This window comes from Pseudomonas sp. H3_C08 (assembly GCF_054669455.1).
Window position 1 is genome coordinate 1,877,456 of sequence record NZ_CP162803.1, and the last position, 16,927, is coordinate 1,894,382.

At 59.6% G+C, this 16,927-nt stretch carries 12 protein-coding genes; 5 read left to right on the forward strand and 7 right to left on the reverse strand.

Going from position 1 to position 16,927, the window contains the following annotated elements; genetic code table 11:
* The first annotated feature begins 92 nt into the window (after positions 1-92).
* A complete protein-coding gene (locus tag AB4N74_RS08705; RefSeq protein ID WP_093432969.1) occupies positions 93-839 on the forward strand; it encodes an SDR family oxidoreductase in 747 nt (248 codons plus the stop codon).
* Positions 840-955: 116 nt separating this feature from the next.
* On the opposite strand, the gene mapR is transcribed toward AB4N74_RS08705, so the two are convergent.
* From mapR to AB4N74_RS08720, 3 genes are all read right to left on the reverse strand, one after another.
* Positions 956-2,365, reverse strand: coding sequence for a GntR family transcriptional regulator MpaR (gene mapR, locus AB4N74_RS08710; protein ID WP_093432967.1), 1,410 nt, complete (start codon positions 2,363-2,365; stop codon positions 956-958).
* 454 nt (positions 2,366-2,819) lie between these two features.
* A complete protein-coding gene (ccoG, locus tag AB4N74_RS08715; protein WP_460099458.1) occupies positions 2,820-4,250 on the reverse strand; it encodes a cytochrome c oxidase accessory protein CcoG in 1,431 nt (476 codons plus the stop codon).
* 195 nt (positions 4,251-4,445) lie between these two features.
* On the reverse strand, positions 4,446-4,694 hold the full coding sequence (locus AB4N74_RS08720) for a DUF3203 family protein (protein ID WP_093432963.1): 249 nt from the start codon (positions 4,692-4,694) through the stop codon (positions 4,446-4,448).
* Positions 4,695-4,818: 124 nt separating this feature from the next.
* Here AB4N74_RS08720 and AB4N74_RS08725 point away from each other — a divergent pair, with 124 nt between their 5' ends.
* Complete coding sequence (locus tag AB4N74_RS08725; protein ID WP_320336855.1) at positions 4,819-5,331, forward strand: MgtC/SapB family protein; 513 nt, start codon at positions 4,819-4,821, stop codon at positions 5,329-5,331.
* A gap of 125 nt (positions 5,332-5,456) precedes the next feature.
* On the opposite strand, the gene AB4N74_RS08730 is transcribed toward AB4N74_RS08725, so the two are convergent.
* Complete coding sequence (locus AB4N74_RS08730) at positions 5,457-5,615, reverse strand: hypothetical protein (protein ID WP_460099462.1); 159 nt, start codon at positions 5,613-5,615, stop codon at positions 5,457-5,459.
* 217 nt (positions 5,616-5,832) lie between these two features.
* Here AB4N74_RS08730 and AB4N74_RS08735 point away from each other — a divergent pair, with 217 nt between their 5' ends.
* The 3 genes from AB4N74_RS08735 to glgB all read left to right on the forward strand — a co-directional run bounded on the left by AB4N74_RS08735 (position 5,833) and on the right by glgB (position 13,572).
* Complete coding sequence (locus AB4N74_RS08735) at positions 5,833-7,827, forward strand: alpha-1,4-glucan--maltose-1-phosphate maltosyltransferase (RefSeq protein WP_460099465.1); 1,995 nt, start codon at positions 5,833-5,835, stop codon at positions 7,825-7,827.
* A 169-nt stretch (positions 7,828-7,996) separates the two neighbouring features.
* On the forward strand, positions 7,997-11,338 hold the full coding sequence (treS, locus tag AB4N74_RS08740; RefSeq protein WP_093432957.1) for a maltose alpha-D-glucosyltransferase: 3,342 nt from the start codon (positions 7,997-7,999) through the stop codon (positions 11,336-11,338).
* 2 nt (positions 11,339-11,340) lie between these two features.
* Positions 11,341-13,572: a 1,4-alpha-glucan branching protein GlgB gene (gene glgB, locus AB4N74_RS08745; RefSeq protein WP_427120085.1), complete on the forward strand. Its 2,232-nt coding sequence runs from the start codon at positions 11,341-11,343 to the stop codon at positions 13,570-13,572.
* Between the two features lie 129 nt (positions 13,573-13,701).
* On the opposite strand, the gene AB4N74_RS08750 is transcribed toward glgB, so the two are convergent.
* The 3 genes from AB4N74_RS08750 to AB4N74_RS08760 form a co-directional block, all read right to left on the reverse strand.
* Positions 13,702-14,769: an autotransporter domain-containing protein gene (locus tag AB4N74_RS08750; RefSeq protein WP_460099469.1), complete on the reverse strand. Its 1,068-nt coding sequence runs from the start codon at positions 14,767-14,769 to the stop codon at positions 13,702-13,704.
* Between the two features lie 388 nt (positions 14,770-15,157).
* Positions 15,158-15,940, reverse strand: a complete 783-nt coding sequence (locus tag AB4N74_RS08755) for an endonuclease/exonuclease/phosphatase family protein (protein ID WP_093432948.1) — start codon at positions 15,938-15,940, stop codon at positions 15,158-15,160.
* 195 nt (positions 15,941-16,135) lie between these two features.
* On the reverse strand, positions 16,136-16,894 hold the full coding sequence (locus tag AB4N74_RS08760) for a PIG-L deacetylase family protein (protein WP_093433571.1): 759 nt from the start codon (positions 16,892-16,894) through the stop codon (positions 16,136-16,138).
* Between the last annotated feature and the right edge of the window lie 33 nt (positions 16,895-16,927).

Consider the following 16,927-nt stretch of genomic DNA (forward strand, 5'->3'; position numbering starts at 1 on the left):
CCGGCCCGACACAACAGACCTCATGCAAAACCCGCCAATGGCGGTTATTCTTCCCCCCGACTGTTACGTGTGCATTTGGGGGAAAGGCCAGCATGGATAAAGTCATTGTGATCACCGGTGGCGGGCGCGGGATTGGCGCCGCTACGGCGTTGTTGGCTGCCGAGCAAGGTTATCGGATCTGCATCAACTATCAGTCGGATGAGCAAGCCGCGCAAAGCGTACTGGAGCAAGTTCGCGGATTAGGCGCCCAGGCCATCGCCGTGCGTGCCGACGTCAGCATCGAAGACGAAGTGATCGCATTGTTCCATCGGGTCGACACCGAGTTGGGCCGGGTCACCGCTCTGGTGAACAACGCCGGCACTGTCGGACACAAATCGCGGGTCGACGAAATGTCCGAATTCCGCATCCTGAAAATCATGAAAACCAACGTACTGGCGCCGATTCTCTGCGCCAAACACGCGATCCTGCGCATGTCGCCCAAGCACGGCGGGCAGGGTGGCAGCATCGTCAACGTGTCGTCGGTGGCCGCGCGTCTCGGTTCGCCCAACGAATACGTTGATTACGCCGCGTCCAAAGGCGCGCTCGACACCTTCACTATCGGTTTATCCAAGGAAGTGGCGGGCGAGGGGATTCGCGTCAACGCGGTGCGCCCGGGTTACATCTATACCGATTTCCACGCACTGAGCGGCGATCCGGATCGGGTCAGCAAGCTTGAGTCGGCGATTCCTATGGCCCGTGGCGGGCGCCCGGATGAAGTGGCGGAGGCGATTGTCTGGTTGTTGTCGGATAAGGCTTCTTATGCGACCGGGACGTTTGTTGATTTGGGTGGTGGGCGTTAATTCAGCGGTGGCCGCTCTGGCGCCATCGCGAGCAGGCTCACTCCTACAATTGGAATGCGTTCCCCTGTAGGAGTGAGCCTGCTCGCGATAGCTGTAGCCCAGACAACACAGGACTGTCAGAACGACCGCACAATCCGCCCCAATGTCTCCATGGCCTTTTCCGAATCCTCGGTCCAAGGGCTGCCATAGTTCAACCGAATACAATTCCTGAAGCGCTGCGTCGGCGAAAAGATCGGCCCCGGCGCAATGCTGATGCCTTGCGCCAGTGCCATCTGAAACAACTTCAGCGAATCCATTTGCGGTGGCAGTTCCAGCCACAAGAAGTAGCCGCCCGCCGGTTGGCTGACCCGCGTCTGCGCCGGGAAGTAGCGGGCAATCGCCGCGAGCATCGCGCTCTGCTGTTCTTCCAGTGCGTAACGCAGTTTGCGCAGGTGCCGGTCATAACCGCCGTGTTGCAGGTAGTCGGCAATCGCCGCTTGCGCTGGCATCGAAGCACACAGAGAGGTCATCAGTTTCAGTCGTTCGATTTTCTGCGCGTAACGTCCGGCGGCAACCCAGCCGATGCGGTAGCCGGGGGCGAGGCTTTTGGCGAATGAACCGCAGTGCATCACCAGACCTTCCGTGTCGAACGCCTTGGCCGGTTTCGGTGCTTGTTGGCCGTAATAGAGTTCGGCGTAAACGTCGTCTTCGATCAGCGGCACCTGATGGCGGCGCAGCAGTTCGACCAGTTCCTGTTTCTTCGCCTCGGGCATGGTTGCGCCCATCGGGTTCTGGAAACTGGTCATGCACCAGCAGGCTTTGACCGGATGGCGTTCGAGGGTTTGCGCAAGTACGCCGAGGTCAATGCCATCGCGCGGGTGCACGGGAATTTCCACGGCTTTGAGTTTCAGCCGTTCGAGCACTTGCAGGCTGGCGTAGAACGCCGGGGCTTCGATGGCCACCAGATCGCCCGGTTCGGTGACGGCTTGCAGGCACAGGTTCAGTGCTTCGAGCGCGCCGTTGGTGATCAGCAGCTCTTCCATTGGCAGCATCAGGCCGCCGACCATGTAGCGCAGGGCTATCTGTCGGCGCAGTTGCGGATTGCCCGGCGACATGTCGGTGACGACCATGCGCGGATCCATTTCGCGGGCCGCGCTGGCCAGCGATCGCGACAGGCGCTGCAACGGGAACAGGGTCGGGCTGGGGAACGCCGAACCGAACGGCACGGTACTCGGGTCCTTGATCGAATCGAGGACCGAGAACACCAGTTCGCTGACGTCGACTTCGGTGGAGTCGTTGACGTGGCTGCTGATCACCGGCTCCGAGAACGGGCTCGGCGCGTGGGTATTGACGAAATAGCCGGAGCGCGGCCGGGCGCGGATCAGGCCACGGCGTTCGAGCAGGTAATAGGCCTGGAACACCGTGGACGGGCTGACCCCGTAGGTCTGGCTGGCGTAACGCACCGAGGGCACGCGCTGGCCGGGGCCAAGGACGCCGGAGCGGATCAGTTCAGCGATGTCGTCGGCGAATTTTTCGTAGCGTTTCATCGAGGAGCCTTGGTGCTGGTTGATGATGAGGTGTGTCAGGAGAACTGCCCCTCACCCTAGCCCTCTCCCAGAGGGAGAGGGGACTGATTGGGGGATGCTTGCGAACTACACCGACCTGAAAGTGCTTTGCTGAATCCACAATCGACTCAGCTTGATGTGCTTTGCTGAATCCACAATCGACTCAGCTTGAAAGTGCTTTGCTGAATCCACAATCGACTCAGCTTGATGTGCTTTGCTGAATCCACAATCGACTCAGCTTGATGTGCTTTGCTGAATCCACAATCGACTCAGCTTGAAAGTGCTTTGCTAAATCCATAATCGATTCGGCTTGATAGTGCTTTGCTGAATCTATAATCGACTCGGTCTGTCAGGTCGATGTATAGCGACAGACACCTCGGTCGGCTCCCTCTCCCTCCGGGAGAGGGCTGGGGTGAGGGAAAAAGATTCTAACGGCTCAGCGATTCATCGGCGCAACAAACCTGCTCTTCGCCACGCTGTAAACCTCAGGCTCATCGCTGTCGGCAATCTTGAAACTCAAGGTCTGCGAACTGCTGGCCGGGCGTTCCGTGGTCATCGCCACCGACACCGGCACATCGACAATCTCACCCGGCGCCAGGCTCAGTTCAGTCTTGCCCTGCAACTGGAAGCCGTCGCCATCCACCAGGCTCAGGTTGTAGTCCTGGCGCTGTTGGGTCTTGTTGATGACTTTGAGGCTATAGATGTTTTCAATCTGGCCCTGACCATTCTCGCGGAACAACCCGCGATCCTTGGTCACGTCCAGCGAGACCATCGGCCGCTCGATCAACGCCAACGCCAATGCGCCGATCATCGCCACCAGCACCACGGTGTAACCGATCAGGCGCGGGCGCAGCAGGTGGGTTTTGCCACCCTGCAGTTCGCGCTCGGAACTGTAGCGGATCAGGCCGCGCGGGTAGTTCATCTTGTCCATGATCGAGTCACAGGCGTCGATGCACGCAGCGCAGCCGATGCACTCCATCTGCAGACCATCGCGAATGTCGATGCCGGTCGGGCAGACCTGCACGCACAACTGGCAGTCGATGCAATCACCCAGGCCAGCCTCAAGCGGTTTCACGTCGCGTTTGCGCGGGCCACGGTTTTCGCCACGGGCCACGTCGTAGGAAATCGCCAGGGTGTCCTTGTCGAACATCACGCTCTGGAACCGCGCATACGGGCACATGTGCATGCACACCGCCTCACGCAGCCAACCGGCGTTGATGTAGGTGGCGGCGGTGAAAAACAGCACCCAGAACAGGCTGACGCCGCCGATTTGCAGGGTCAGCAGTTCTTCAGCCAGTGGCCGGATCGGCGTGAAGTAACCGACGAAGGTCAGGCCGGTCAGCACACTGATCGCCAGCCACAGGGTGTGCTTGGCCGCGCGTCGCGCCAGTTTGTTCAGGCTCCACGGCGCGGCTTGCAGTTTGATGCGTTGGTTGCGTTCGCCTTCGGTGATCTTCTCGCACCACATGAAGATCCACGTCCACGAACTTTGCGGGCAGGTGTAACCGCACCAGACCCGACCGGCAAACACGGTAATGGCGAACAGACCGAACGCAGCGATGATCAGCAGCGCCGACAGCAGAATGAAATCCTGCGGCCAGAACGTCGCGCCAAAGATGTGGAATTTGCTTTCGGAAAGATCCCAGAGCACCGCCTGACGTCCGCCCCAGTTCAGCCACACGGTGCCGAAAAACAGCACGAACAGAAATCCCGCGCCACTCATGCGCAGGGTGCGGAACAGGCCGGTGAAGCTGCGGGTGTGGATCTGGTTGTCGCTGGATTTGGCCGTCGACTTCATTGGGCGTGCGGGCACACTTTTGATAGTTGGAGATGCTTCTACGGTTCGGACGGGGATTTGTTCGCTCATGGTTATTCGCTCATCAGCCTCCATCAGGCCAGAGCACTATGAGCGTCGATCTGTTTGCATAACAGACTCAGCTATTTCAATAAAAAGCGGATCAGATGCGATTCTGCGCAACGCCTGCGACAACTTGAAGCAGCCCGCAGACAAAGGCGCAAAGGCCTATATCAGGCGTTTGCGCGGGGTGTTGATCAAGGTCAGTCAAATCACCGAACCACTCTCGTCAGCCTTCAAGTGCTTGCGACCATCCTTGGCGCCTGCGACGGTCAATTCGTCGGCTTCTGCCTCGGTGATGTAAACGCGCCGGCCATCTATTTCCACAAACGACATGGCCTTGTCGCTGTCCGTACGCACTTCCAAGGTGTCGCAAATGCGGATTTCTTCGCCATTCTCGACGGTGAAAAAACACACTTTTTGTTCGGGGTTGGATTCATCGACTCGAACGGGCATGAGGGCGGTCCTTTTGTCAGGGAAGTCTGAAAGGTTAGGGCGCACGCTTCGCCGATGGTTCTGCGCAACTGATCAATGGTCGCCGCTGTCCATCGTCTATCCAGCCAATAACAAGGACTGCACGATGGACGCGTGGTGGCATGAAGTGTGGCAAACCCTGCAGGCGGAATTCGCCGACGTCGCGGATGCGTCGCAATTGACGCGCATCACCGTGCGCCTGCTGATGGCCGCCATTCTGGGCGGCATTCTCGGATTCGAGCGCGAACACAAGGGCAAGGCTGCCGGGGTGCGCACGCATATGTTGGTGGCGCTGGGGGCTGCGCTGTTTGTACTGGTGCCGCAGACATCAGGGGCGGAATCCGATGCGATGAGCCGCGTAGTCCAAGGGGTGATTGCCGGGATCGGCTTTCTCGGTGCCGGGACTATCCTGAAAAACAAGGAAGGTGATGAAGGCCATGTCAAAGGCCTGACCACGGCTGCCGGGCTGTGGATGACGGCGGCCATTGGTGTGGCGACCGGGTTGGGCCGGGAAGCGACGGCGCTGCTCAGTACCTTTTTGGCGCTGGGGATTTTCAGCGTGATGCCGCGCATCGTGAAGCTGTTCGAAAAGGACGAGGAAAAGACTGATGACCACTGATCATTCCTGCGCCGGATGATCGTTCCCACGCTCTGCGTGGGAATGCCTCAATGGACGCTCCGCGTCCGCTTTGGGACGCGGAGCGTCCCGGGCTGCATTCCCACGCAGAGCGTGGGAACGATCAGTTAGAGGATCACAGGAGGCATCGTCGTTGGTGGTTCTTCTTTGGGGGGTGGTGTGGTGCCGGGTGGCTCTTGCTCGGGAATCGGTTGCGGCTCGGTCTCGGGCAGCGCGGGTTTGTCGATGTTCGGATCGGGCGTTTCGGCCGGGATCGGGATATTCATCTGATGACCTCCGTGTGGCACATGGCGTGAGAAGTGCTTAAGTGGATTGACCACCCTGCACGCAATTCGATCCGCTTTTCTGACACGGCAATTTCATCTGAACTTTTCCCGGCGCCGGTCGCTCGGAACCTAAGTGAGTTCATTTCGGGGCAGGTGCTTCGTTGTGAACACTGATCCGGCACAAGAGCGTCCTTGGGGCGTTAAGGAGAGATGCTCAATGACTGCTGAAAGACCTTCTGAACTGAGCTACAACCCGCACATGCCGCTGTCGCAGGCGTTGCTGCTGCCGCGCATTGCCATCGAAAACACCATGCCGACCCTCGATGGCGGGCAGTTCGCCGTGAAGTCGATTGCCGGCCGTGAGGTGGTGGTCACCAGCAAGGTGTTTGCCGACGGTCACGACAAACTCGCGGTGCGCATCCGCTGGCGCGAGGAAGGCGAGGAGACCTGGCAAAGCGAGGTCATGGCCGATCAGGGCAACAATGGCTGGCAAGGCCAGTTCCGCCCAGAGCATCAAGGGCGCTTCCTCTATTGCATCGAGGCGTGGATCGATCACTTCGCCAGTTTCCAGTACGAACTGGAGAAAAAACACAGCGCCGCCGTACCGGTTTCGCTGGAGTTGCAGGAAGGCCGGAGCATGGTGCAACAGGCCGCCGAGCGCAGCGAAGGTCAGCTCAGTGAACAGCTCGCCGCGTTGCACCACGAATTGTCCGGGCTGCTCGAAACCGAGCAGGTCGCGCTGTTCCTGCACTCGCGCAGTGCGCAGTTGATGGCTGAGGCCGATCACCGCGCCTACCTGAGCGTCAGTCCGGAATATCCGGTAGATGTCGAACGCGAACTGGCCGAATTTGCCAGTTGGTACGAACTGTTTCCGCGCTCGATCACCGACGATCCCCACCGTCACGGCACCTTTAATGACGTGCATGCGCGTTTGCCGATGATTCAGGACATGGGCTTCGACGTGCTCTATTTCACGCCGATCCACCCGATTGGTCGCGCCCATCGCAAGGGGCGCAACAATTCCCTGACCGCCGGTCCCGATGATCCCGGCAGCCCTTATGCCATCGGTAGTGAGGAGGGTGGTCACGAGGCGATCCACTCGCAACTCGGCACTCGCGAGGACTTCCGTCGACTGGTCGCTGCCGCCGCCGATCACGGTCTGGAAATCGCCCTCGACTTCGCCATTCAGTGTTCCCAGGATCACCCGTGGCTCAAACAGCATCCGGGCTGGTTCAACTGGCGGCCCGACGGCACGATCAAATACGCGGAGAATCCGCCGAAGAAATATCAGGACATCGTCAACGTCGACTTCTATGCGCCGGACGCGATTCCGAGCCTGTGGGTCGAGTTGCGCGACATCGTCATTGGCTGGGTCGAAGAGGGCGTGAAGATCTTTCGCGTCGACAATCCGCACACCAAACCACTGCCGTTCTGGCAATGGCTGATCGCCGATGTTCGCGCGCTGTACCCGGAAGTGATTTTCCTCGCCGAAGCCTTCACCACGCCGGCAATGATGGCGCGGCTGGGCAAGGTCGGTTACACGCAGAGCTACACCTATTTCACCTGGCGCAACAGCAAGGCTGAGCTGGCGACGTATTTCACTGAGCTGAATGAATCGCCGTGGCGCGAATGCTACCGGCCGAACTTCTTCGTCAACACGCCAGACATCAACCCGGCATTCCTCCACGAATCCGGGCGTCCGGGATTTCTGATTCGTGCGGCGCTGGCGACCATGGGTTCAGGCTTGTGGGGCATGTATTCGGGGTTCGAGCTGTGCGAGTCGGCGCCGGTGCCGGGCAAAGAGGAATACCTCGACTCGGAGAAGTACGAGATCCGCGTCCGCGACTTCACCGCGCCGGGCAACATCATTGCCGAGATCGCCCAGCTCAACCGCATCCGCCGGCAGAACCCGGCGCTGCACACGCATCTGGGCCTGAAGGTCTACAACGCCTGGAACGACAACATTCTGTATTTCGGCAAGCGCAGTGTCGACGGCAGCAACTTCATTCTGGTCGCGGTCAGCCTTGATCCGCACAACGTGCAGGAAGCGAATTTCGAACTGCCGCTGTGGGAAATGGGCCTGCCCGATGATGCGACGACCCATGGCGAAGACTTGATGAACGGGCATCGCTGGGACTGGCACGGCAAGTATCAGTCCATGCGCATTGACCCGGCGTACCAGCCATTCGGCATCTGGCGAATCACTGCCTGAACGCAGATCCCCTGTGGGAGCGAGCCTGCTCGCGAAAGCAATTTTGCAGGCGACATTTTTGCTGAATGTTAATCCGCATTCGCGAGCAGGCTCGCTCCCACAGGTTGCTCATTGAGTTGGAGTCAGGTGATCGGCTCGCGGCTTTTCAAGAATTGAACAGGAGTTTCACATGGCGAAGAAACCCAAGGCAGCCACCTTTATCAAAGACCCGCTCTGGTACAAGGACGCGGTGATCTATCAAGTTCACGTCAAATCGTTTTTCGACTCAAACAACGACGGGATCGGCGATTTTCCCGGCCTGATCGCCAAACTCGATTACATCGCCGACCTCGGCGTAAACACCATCTGGCTGTTGCCTTTCTATCCCTCGCCACGTCGCGACGATGGCTACGACATTGCCGAATACCGTGGCGTGCACAGCGATTACGGGACCATGGCCGACGCCAAGCGCTTTATCGCCGAGGCGCACAAGCGTGGCTTGCGGGTGATCACCGAACTGGTCATCAACCACACTTCCGACCAGCACCCGTGGTTCCAGCGTGCGCGCAAGGCCAAGCCCGGCTCGGCGGCGCGGGACTTTTACGTGTGGTCGGATGACGATCAAAAATACGACGGCACGCGAATCATTTTCCTCGACACGGAAAAGTCCAACTGGACCTGGGACCCGGTCGCCGGCCAGTACTTCTGGCACCGTTTCTATTCGCACCAACCGGACCTGAATTTCGACAACCCGCAAGTGATGAAAGCCGTGCTCTCGGTGATGCGCTACTGGCTGGACATGGGCATCGACGGCCTGCGCCTCGACGCGATTCCGTACCTGATCGAGCGTGATGGCACCAATAACGAAAACCTGCCGGAAACCCACGACGTCCTCAAGCAGATCCGCGCCGAGATCGACGCCAATTACCCCGATCGCATGCTGCTCGCTGAGGCCAACCAATGGCCCGAAGACACTCAGCTGTACTTCGGTGACACCGATGCGGCAGGCCTTAACGGTGATGAATGCCACATGGCGTTTCACTTCCCGCTGATGCCGCGCATGTACATGGCGCTGGCTCAGGAAGATCGTTTCCCGATCACCGACATTCTGCGCCAGACCCCGGAAATTCCCGCCAACTGCCAATGGGCGATTTTCCTGCGCAACCACGATGAGCTGACGCTGGAGATGGTCACCGACAAAGAGCGTGACTATCTGTGGAATTACTACGCGGCTGACCGTCGGGCGCGGATCAACCTCGGCATCCGCCGTCGTCTGGCGCCGTTGATGGAACGCGATCGCCGCCGCATCGAATTGCTCAACAGTCTGCTGCTGTCGATGCCGGGCACGCCGACCCTGTACTACGGCGACGAGATCGGCATGGGCGACAACATCTACCTTGGCGACCGCGATGGTGTGCGTACGCCGATGCAGTGGTCGATCGATCGCAACGGTGGCTTCTCCCGTGCCGATCCGGCCAGCCTGGTGCTACCGCCGATCATGGACCCGCAATATGGCTATCTGTCGGTCAACGTCGAAACCCAGTCCGGCGATCCGCATTCGCTGCTCAACTGGACCCGACGCTTGCTCGCTGTGCGCAAACAGTCCAAGGCGTTCGGCCGTGGCACGTTGAAAATGCTCTCGCCGAACAACCGTCGCGTGTTGGCCTACACCCGTGAATTCACCGATGCCGATGGCAAACACGAAATCATTCTCTGCGTGGCCAACGTCTCGCGCAGTGCGCAAGCGGTGGAGCTGGACCTGTCGGCCTACGTCGGCATGGTGCCGGTGGAGATGCTTGGCGGTAATGCGTTCCCGCCGATTGGCCAGTTGAATTTCCTCCTGACCCTGGCCCCGTACGGTTTCTACTGGTTCGCACTGGCGGCGGAAAACCAGATGCCGAGCTGGCACGTGGAGCCGGCGCAAAGCCTGCCGGACTTCACCACGCTGGTATTGAAAAAACGCATGGAAGAATTGCTCGAAGCGCCGTCGCGCACATCGCTGGAGCAAAACATTCTGCCGAGCTGGCTGCAGAATCGCCGCTGGTTCGCCGGCAAGGACGCGGCCATCGACAAGGTACATCTGGCGTACGGTGTGCGTTTCGGCGATGCGCAGCATCCGGTGCTGCTCAGCGAAATAGAAGTCACCAGTGGCGGGCAGACCAGTCGTTATCAGTTGCCGTTCGGCTTTATTTCCGAAGATCAGGTCGGCCCGGCGTTACCGCAGCAATTGGCCTTGTCCCGTGTACGCCGAGTGCGACAGGTCGGCTTGATTACTGACGCGTTCAGCCTTGAAACGTTTATTCGTGCGGTGCTGCAAGGCATGCAGAACAACACCGTGCTGGAGTCGAGCGAAGGCGAAATCCGCTTCGCACCGACGCCGCATCTGGAAACGCTCGGCCTCGGTACCGAGTCGGAAGTGCGTTATCTGTCTGCCGAGCAATCGAACAGTTCGGTGGTGATCGGCAATAGTCTGGTGCTTAAGCTGATACGCAAAGTCGCTTCTGGCGTACACCCGGAACTGGAGATGAGCGCTTACCTGACCGAGGCCGGATTTGCCAATATCTCTCCGCTGCTCGGCTCGGTGATTCGCCGCGATGCCAAGGGCGAAGACAATCTGCTGATGATCGCCCAAGGCTATCTGAGCAATCAGGGCGACGCCTGGGAATGGACGCAGAACAACCTCGAGCGGGCGCTGCGCGATGAGCTGGCTGATGCCATGTCCGAACAGGAACAGCATTACAACGCCCTCGGTGAACTGAAGGATTTTGCCGGCATGCTCGGTCAGCGTCTGGGCGAGATGCACAAGGTGCTCGCCGCGCCCACCGACAATGCCGACTTCGCCCCGCAGGTGTCGACGGCCAAGGACATGCAGGCCACCGGCAAGGATGTTGTGGCGCAGGTCGAACACGCGCTGAAACTGCTCAAGCAGCATCAGGGCGAACTCAATGCGGCGGATCAGAAACTGGTCAAACGCCTGATTGACGAGAAGAAAACCATCCTCACGCACGTGCAGGATCTGGCGAAAAAGGCCGTCGGCGGTTTGCGCATTCGCGTCCACGGCGATCTGCATTTGGGCCAAGTGCTGGTGATCAAGGGCGATGCCTACCTGATCGACTTCGAGGGTGAACCGGCGCGGCCATTGGGCGAGCGGCGTGGCAAACACAGTCCGTACAAGGATGTCAGCGGCGTGCTGCGCTCCTTCGATTATGCGGCCGCAATGACCATCAACGTGCACAACGTTGACCACAGCGCCGAGTCTGAAACCGCGCGGCGTCTGGTCGCCGAGCGCTATCTGCGTGAGGCCCGCGAGGCATTTGTTCAGGCATATCGCCGCGCGGCAGCTAGTCTTGATCATGCCTGGCAAGATCCTGAAGGTGCCGACGCCGCGCTGGCGTTGTTCGGCCTGGAGAAGGCGGCCTATGAAGTGGCCTATGAAGCCGAAAATCGCCCCACGTGGCTGCCCGTGCCGTTGCACGGTTTGTATGGGTTATTGACGGGGCTTAAACCCTTTTCCGATCTTGGTGGAGAGTAGTCATGAGTTTCTCGAACAAGGAACAGGGTGCGGTTAAAGAAACATTGCTGCCCTCGGCGAAAGATATTGATGCCTTGGTCCGCGCTGAACATCACGACCCTTTTTCCATTCTCGGCCCGCACGGCGATGACGCTGGCGGGCAGTTCATTCGTGCTTATCTGCCCGGAGCGCTGAGTGTCGTGGTGCTGGACAAGGACAGCGGTGAAGAACGCGGTCCGCTGGAGCAGACCGAAACGCCGGGGCTGTTTGTCGGCCATTTCGATCAGGCGCGGCCGTATCAGTTGCGCACGCGCTGGGCCGGCGGCGAACAGGTTGCCGAGGATCCTTATAGCTTTGGCCAGTTACTCGGTGAAATGGATTTGTATCTGTTCGCCGAAGGCAATCACCGTGACCTCAGCGCCTGTCTCGGCGCGCAGTTGAAAACGGTGGATGGCGTCGACGGTGTGCGTTTTGCCGTGTGGGCGCCGAATGCCCGGCGCGTGTCGGTGGTGGGTGATTTCAACGTTTGGGACGGTCGCCGCCATCCGATGCGCTTGCGGCATCCGTCCGGGGTCTGGGAATTGTTCATCCCGCGCCTGCAAGCGGGCGAGTTGTACAAATATGAAATTCTTGGCGCTCACGGCATTCTGCCGCTCAAGGCTGACCCGATGGCGCTGGCCACCAGTCTGCCGCCGGACACCGCCTCGAAAGTCGCTGAGCCACTGCAGATCGATTGGCAGGATCAGGAGTGGATGAGCAGCCGCCGTGACCGCCAGAAGCATTCCGCGCCGCTGTCGATTTACGAACTGCACGCCGGTTCGTGGCAGTGCGAACTGGATGATCTCGGTGAAGTCGCCCGCCAGTACACCTGGCCGGAACTCGCCGAACGCTTGATTCCCTACGTCAAGGAACTGGGTTTCACCCACATCGAACTGATGCCGATCATGGAGCACCCGTTTGGTGGCTCCTGGGGTTATCAATTGCTCTCGCAATTCGCCCCGAGTGCGCGGTACGGCTCGCCGGCGCAGTTCGCTGAATTCGTCGACGCCTGCCACCGGGCCGAGATCGGTGTGATCCTCGACTGGGTGCCGGCGCATTTCCCTACCGATACTCACGGTCTCGCCCAGTTCGACGGCACCGCGCTGTACGAATACGGCAACCCGCTGGAAGGGTTTCATCAGGATTGGGACACGCTGATCTACAACCTCGGCCGCACCGAAGTACATGGCTACATGCTCGCTTCGGGGTTGCACTGGTTGAAGCATTTCCATGTCGACGGCCTGCGCGTCGATGCGGTCGCTTCGATGCTCTATCGCGACTATTCGCGCAAGGCTGGCGAATGGGTGCCAAACCGTCATGGCGGTCGGGAAAATCTGGAGGCCATCGACTTCTTGCGGCATTTGAACGATGTGGTTGAACTGGAAGCACCGGGTGCGCTGGTGATCGCCGAAGAATCCACCGCGTGGCCCGGTGTCAGCCAAAGTACGCAGCAGGGCGGTCTCGGTTTTGCCTACAAATGGAACATGGGCTGGATGCACGATTCGCTGCATTACATTCAGCAGGATCCGGTGTACCGCGCGCATCATCACAACGAGTTGAGTTTTGGTCTGGTCTACGCCTGGTCCGAGCGTTTCATCCTGCCGATCTCCCACGATGAAGTGGTGCACGGCAAGCATTCGCTGATCGACAAGATGCCCGGAGATCGCTGGCAAAAATTCGCCAACCTGCGCGCGTATCTGAGTTTCATGTGGACCCATCCGGGCAAGAAGCTGTTGTTCATGGGTTGCGAGTTTGGCCAGTGGCGCGAGTGGAATCACGATCAGCAACTGGATTGGTATCTGCTGCAGTACTCCGAGCACAAGGGCGTGCAGAAACTGGTCGGCGATCTCAATCGGCTGTATCGCGAAGAGCCGGCGCTGCACGATCAGGACGACGCGCCGCAGGGTTTCCAGTGGTTGATCGGCGACGATGCGATCAACAGCGTTTATGCCTGGTTGCGCTGGAGCAAGGAGGGTAAACCGGTGCTGGTGGTGGCCAACTTCACGCCGGTGCCGCGTCAGGCGTATCGCGTGGGTGTGCCGTTTGCCGGGCGCTGGACTGAATTGCTCAACAGCGATGCTGACACCTATGCCGGTTCCAATTACGGCAATGGCGGCGGGGCGTTTACCGAGGAAGTGCCGAGTCATGGCCAGTCGTTGTCGCTGGAGCTGAATCTGCCGCCGTTGGCGGTGTTGATCCTCAAGCCAGAGGGTTGATCCGGTACCGCAAAACCTGTGGGAGCGAGCTTGCTCGCGAAGGCGATATGTCAATCAACAATGATGTTGAACGTTACACCGCTTTCGCGAGCAAGCTCGCTCCCACAGGGGCCTTCGGTAGCCTGAAGATCACCAACGCATCCGCACCCCAAGGCTGCCAATGATCCCGTTCAAATCATTGTCATCGACATCACTGCTGTAATCGGCACTGACATACAGACTCACCGCCGGCGTCACCCGCGCCACCAGCCCCAAGCCCAACTCAACGGTCGATGACTTGCGGCTGCTGCTGATCTTGTCGACCTGATCCAGTGTCACCGTGCTGCCGGTATAAACGGTGTGCCAGAGGTTGGTGCGCACGTAGGGTTCGACTGGCAGACCATTCAAATCGTAACTGCCTTTCAAACGGGCACCGACGCGGCCGCTCCAGGCGGTCAGATCGGTGGAGGACGCATTGCCCGAGCCGGCGTAGGGCGTGTCGAGGGTGATGCGTTGATTGATCAATTGCGCCTGCGGTTCGACCACCCAGTTGTCGCTCAAGCCAATTGGATAACCGCCTTCTACCGACAAGGTCAGTGCACTGCCTTCGGTAGCTTGGCGTGCACCTTGTTCATTGCGACTGAAACCGCTGACCCGGCCACCGCTGGCCGATAAATCCACGTGCCAGCCCTGGGCGCCGATCAGGCTGTAATAAGCGCCGACGCTTTGGCCTTGCAGGTTGAGAGTGTCGCTGTTCGGGTCGGCCAAGGCGCGGCTGGTGAGCAAGCCATTGCCATTGGCCTGGATCTGGTTGAAGCCGCCGATCAGGCCGAGGGTCTGGGTGTGGTTGCCGCTTTGCACGGTGAGCACCGCCGGGCCTTTGAAGTCGCCGCTGCCGGGTGTTGCGAAGCCTGACGACAGCACATCGGTTTGCGCCTGGCGGGCGTTTCGACCGTACAACTCGTCCCAGGCCGACGGTGCGAGGTCTTCGGTAATCAAGCGCGTGCCCCGCAGATCGGGCCGTGGGCTGAAGCGTTGCGGGCCGGGGGTGATGACGGTGGTGGGCAACGTCATCACGGGCACATCCGCGCGGTACCACAGGGTGGTTTCATCCGCCGCAGGACCGGCCTGCGCCTCCATGGATGAGCACAGCAAGATAGAACTCGACACTGTGCAGAAAGTGATTTTGATCTCGTGTGGGGTGATTGAAGTTCTCATGGAGGTCTACCTTGCAGGCGCATGCGGCATCTCGATGTGGCGTCTCTCCTACCCCGAACGAGGGGCGACCGAATGGAGCGGGGCGAACCGTGGCCGCTCGATTTCGCGAGTGTCCGAAGGCTCGTCCCGGTAGTTATTCCGGGGGTAGTAAGGTAGAGATAAGAAGAGTCGCGCGCCGCCGTCAAGAAATTGAACGATGAGCGGTAGTGGCAAAACAGGCTTTGCAAGCGTTTGTTTTTCTGCACATAACTAAGTGATTGTTTGTATGGAACAACCCAGCCAAAGCCCCGGCTCAGAGCGTTTCAGTTACCGACAGAAGGTCTGCCGGCACTGAAAGGGCACAAGGGTTGTCAATCTGGCACATAGGGTATTGCTGTCATTAATGCGGTTACAGATGCACTTCAACCGCCAATGGCAGGTGATCGGACAGATGCGTCCACGGCTTGTTGCCGAGGATCTGCGGGTCATGACTACTGGCATTGCGCAGGTAGATCCGGTCCAGTCGCAGCAACGGAAAACGTGCCGGATACGTTTTGGCCGGGCGCCCGTGATGGCGCTCGAAGGCTTCGTGCAAGTAATCGCGACGGGCGAGGGCGGCGTTGCCCTGTAACTGCCAGTCGTTGAAGTCGCCGGCGATGATTACCGGGGCATCCTCGGGCAGCGATTCAAGCAACTGACAGAGCAGTTGCAGCTGCAATTGCCGATGGCTTTCGAGCAGACTCAGGTGCACGCAGATTGCGTGGACCTCGGTGTGACCCGGCACATCGAGCACACAGTGCAAAAGGCCTCGGCGTTCGGGGCCGGTGATTGACACATCGAGATTGCGGTATTCACGGATCGGGTATTTCGACAGCAGCGCATTACCGTGATGGCCGTCAGGGTAAACGGCGTTGCGCCCGTAGGCGAAATCGCTCCACATGCTGTCGGCGAGAAATTCGTACTGCGAGGTTTGCGGCCATTCGTTGTAACGGTTCGAATGCCGTTCGTGTTCACCCACCACTTCTTGCAGAAACACCAGATCGGCCGAGGTGCTGCGCACCGCTTCGCGCAGTTCCGGCAGGATGAATCGCCGATTGAGCGCGGTAAAACCCTTGTGGGTGTTGACCGTCAGCACCCTGAGGCGATGAATGACGGGCGCGTCGATAACATGACGCTTGGGATCGCTGGACACGTTCACTCCTCTGGATTGCGGGCCGCTTATTCATGCGACTGATGGCGAGGGGCGGCAGTTCCTTCTGGATAATTTCGATTGCACATCAAACCCTGTGGGAGCGAGCTTGCTCGCGAAGGCGTCGGTCCAGTCGATACGAGTATTGAATGTGACGGCCTCTTCGCGAGCAAGCTCGCTCCCACAGGGAATCAGATATCAGACGAAGACGATTTCGTAGGGCAGGCGCATTCTTTCGAGAATCACCGGCGGCAGCATCGGCGCAATACCAATCGCCGGCTCACCCTTGAGCTGACTGGCGTAAGCATGGGTGGCGTGGCTCTTGCGCGCCACCGTCCAGGTGTCGAGACGCAGTTTGCGCGCGCGTTCCCAAGGGATCAGTTGCTGGTCGCGCTCGGGCCAGTGCCAGGCCCAGACCGGTACGTCGTGGAAGGTCGCCCCGGCTTGTTCCGCTGCCTGTGCGCTGGCCCGACCCACCGCTTCATGGTCGTCGTTGCCATCGCCGCGCCAGGTGCTGAACACCACATCGCCTGGGCGCAGGTAGCGGCTGATGAATTCGGTCACTTGCGCTTGCTGTTCGCACAGAGCGTTGTCGGTGAACCCGCCGCGCACCCATTTCAGGCTGTGCATTGGCAAGCCGAGACGGCGCAGGGCCTCGACGCTTTCCTGCGGGCGGAACACGCTCAGGCGTTTTTCCGACCATTGCCGCGAACCCGGGTGGCTGGCGCTGCCATCGGTGATCGAGAGCAATTGCAACGGATGACCGAGGCTGGAGAGTAATTGCAGCAGACCGCCACAGGTGACCACTTCATCGCCCGGATGCGGCGCGATGACCACGGCGCGGGCGCCGGCGGGTACCAGACTTAAAGTATTGATGACCGGGATGTTGTCCAGTTGCGGGGCGCTGTTCCAGATTTGCGCCGACGAACTGCTGTCGCTGAGGGTTAACGGTTTCATGGTGTGACGTCCTTGTGTTGTTTCGCCCTCAGT

What these genes read in the sequence shown, in the direction of transcription:
- AB4N74_RS08705 (WP_093432969.1), top strand. Translation starts at nt 93, where the DNA reads ATGGATAAAGTCATTGTGATCACCGGTGGCGGGCGCGGGATTGGCGCC.
- mapR (WP_093432967.1), bottom strand. Translation starts at nt 2,365, where the DNA reads ATGAAACGCTACGAAAAATTCGCCGACGACATCGCTGAACTGATCCGC.
- ccoG (WP_460099458.1), bottom strand. Translation starts at nt 4,250, where the DNA reads ATGAGCGAACAAATCCCCGTCCGAACCGTAGAAGCATCTCCAACTATC.
- AB4N74_RS08720 (WP_093432963.1), bottom strand. Translation starts at nt 4,694, where the DNA reads ATGCCCGTTCGAGTCGATGAATCCAACCCCGAACAAAAAGTGTGTTTT.
- AB4N74_RS08725 (WP_320336855.1), top strand. Translation starts at nt 4,819, where the DNA reads ATGGACGCGTGGTGGCATGAAGTGTGGCAAACCCTGCAGGCGGAATTC.
- AB4N74_RS08730 (WP_460099462.1), bottom strand. Translation starts at nt 5,615, where the DNA reads ATGAATATCCCGATCCCGGCCGAAACGCCCGATCCGAACATCGACAAA.
- AB4N74_RS08735 (WP_460099465.1), top strand. Translation starts at nt 5,833, where the DNA reads ATGACTGCTGAAAGACCTTCTGAACTGAGCTACAACCCGCACATGCCG.
- treS (WP_093432957.1), top strand. Translation starts at nt 7,997, where the DNA reads ATGGCGAAGAAACCCAAGGCAGCCACCTTTATCAAAGACCCGCTCTGG.
- glgB (WP_427120085.1), top strand. Translation starts at nt 11,341, where the DNA reads ATGAGTTTCTCGAACAAGGAACAGGGTGCGGTTAAAGAAACATTGCTG.
- AB4N74_RS08750 (WP_460099469.1), bottom strand. Translation starts at nt 14,769, where the DNA reads ATGAGAACTTCAATCACCCCACACGAGATCAAAATCACTTTCTGCACA.
- AB4N74_RS08760 (WP_093433571.1), bottom strand. Translation starts at nt 16,894, where the DNA reads ATGAAACCGTTAACCCTCAGCGACAGCAGTTCGTCGGCGCAAATCTGG.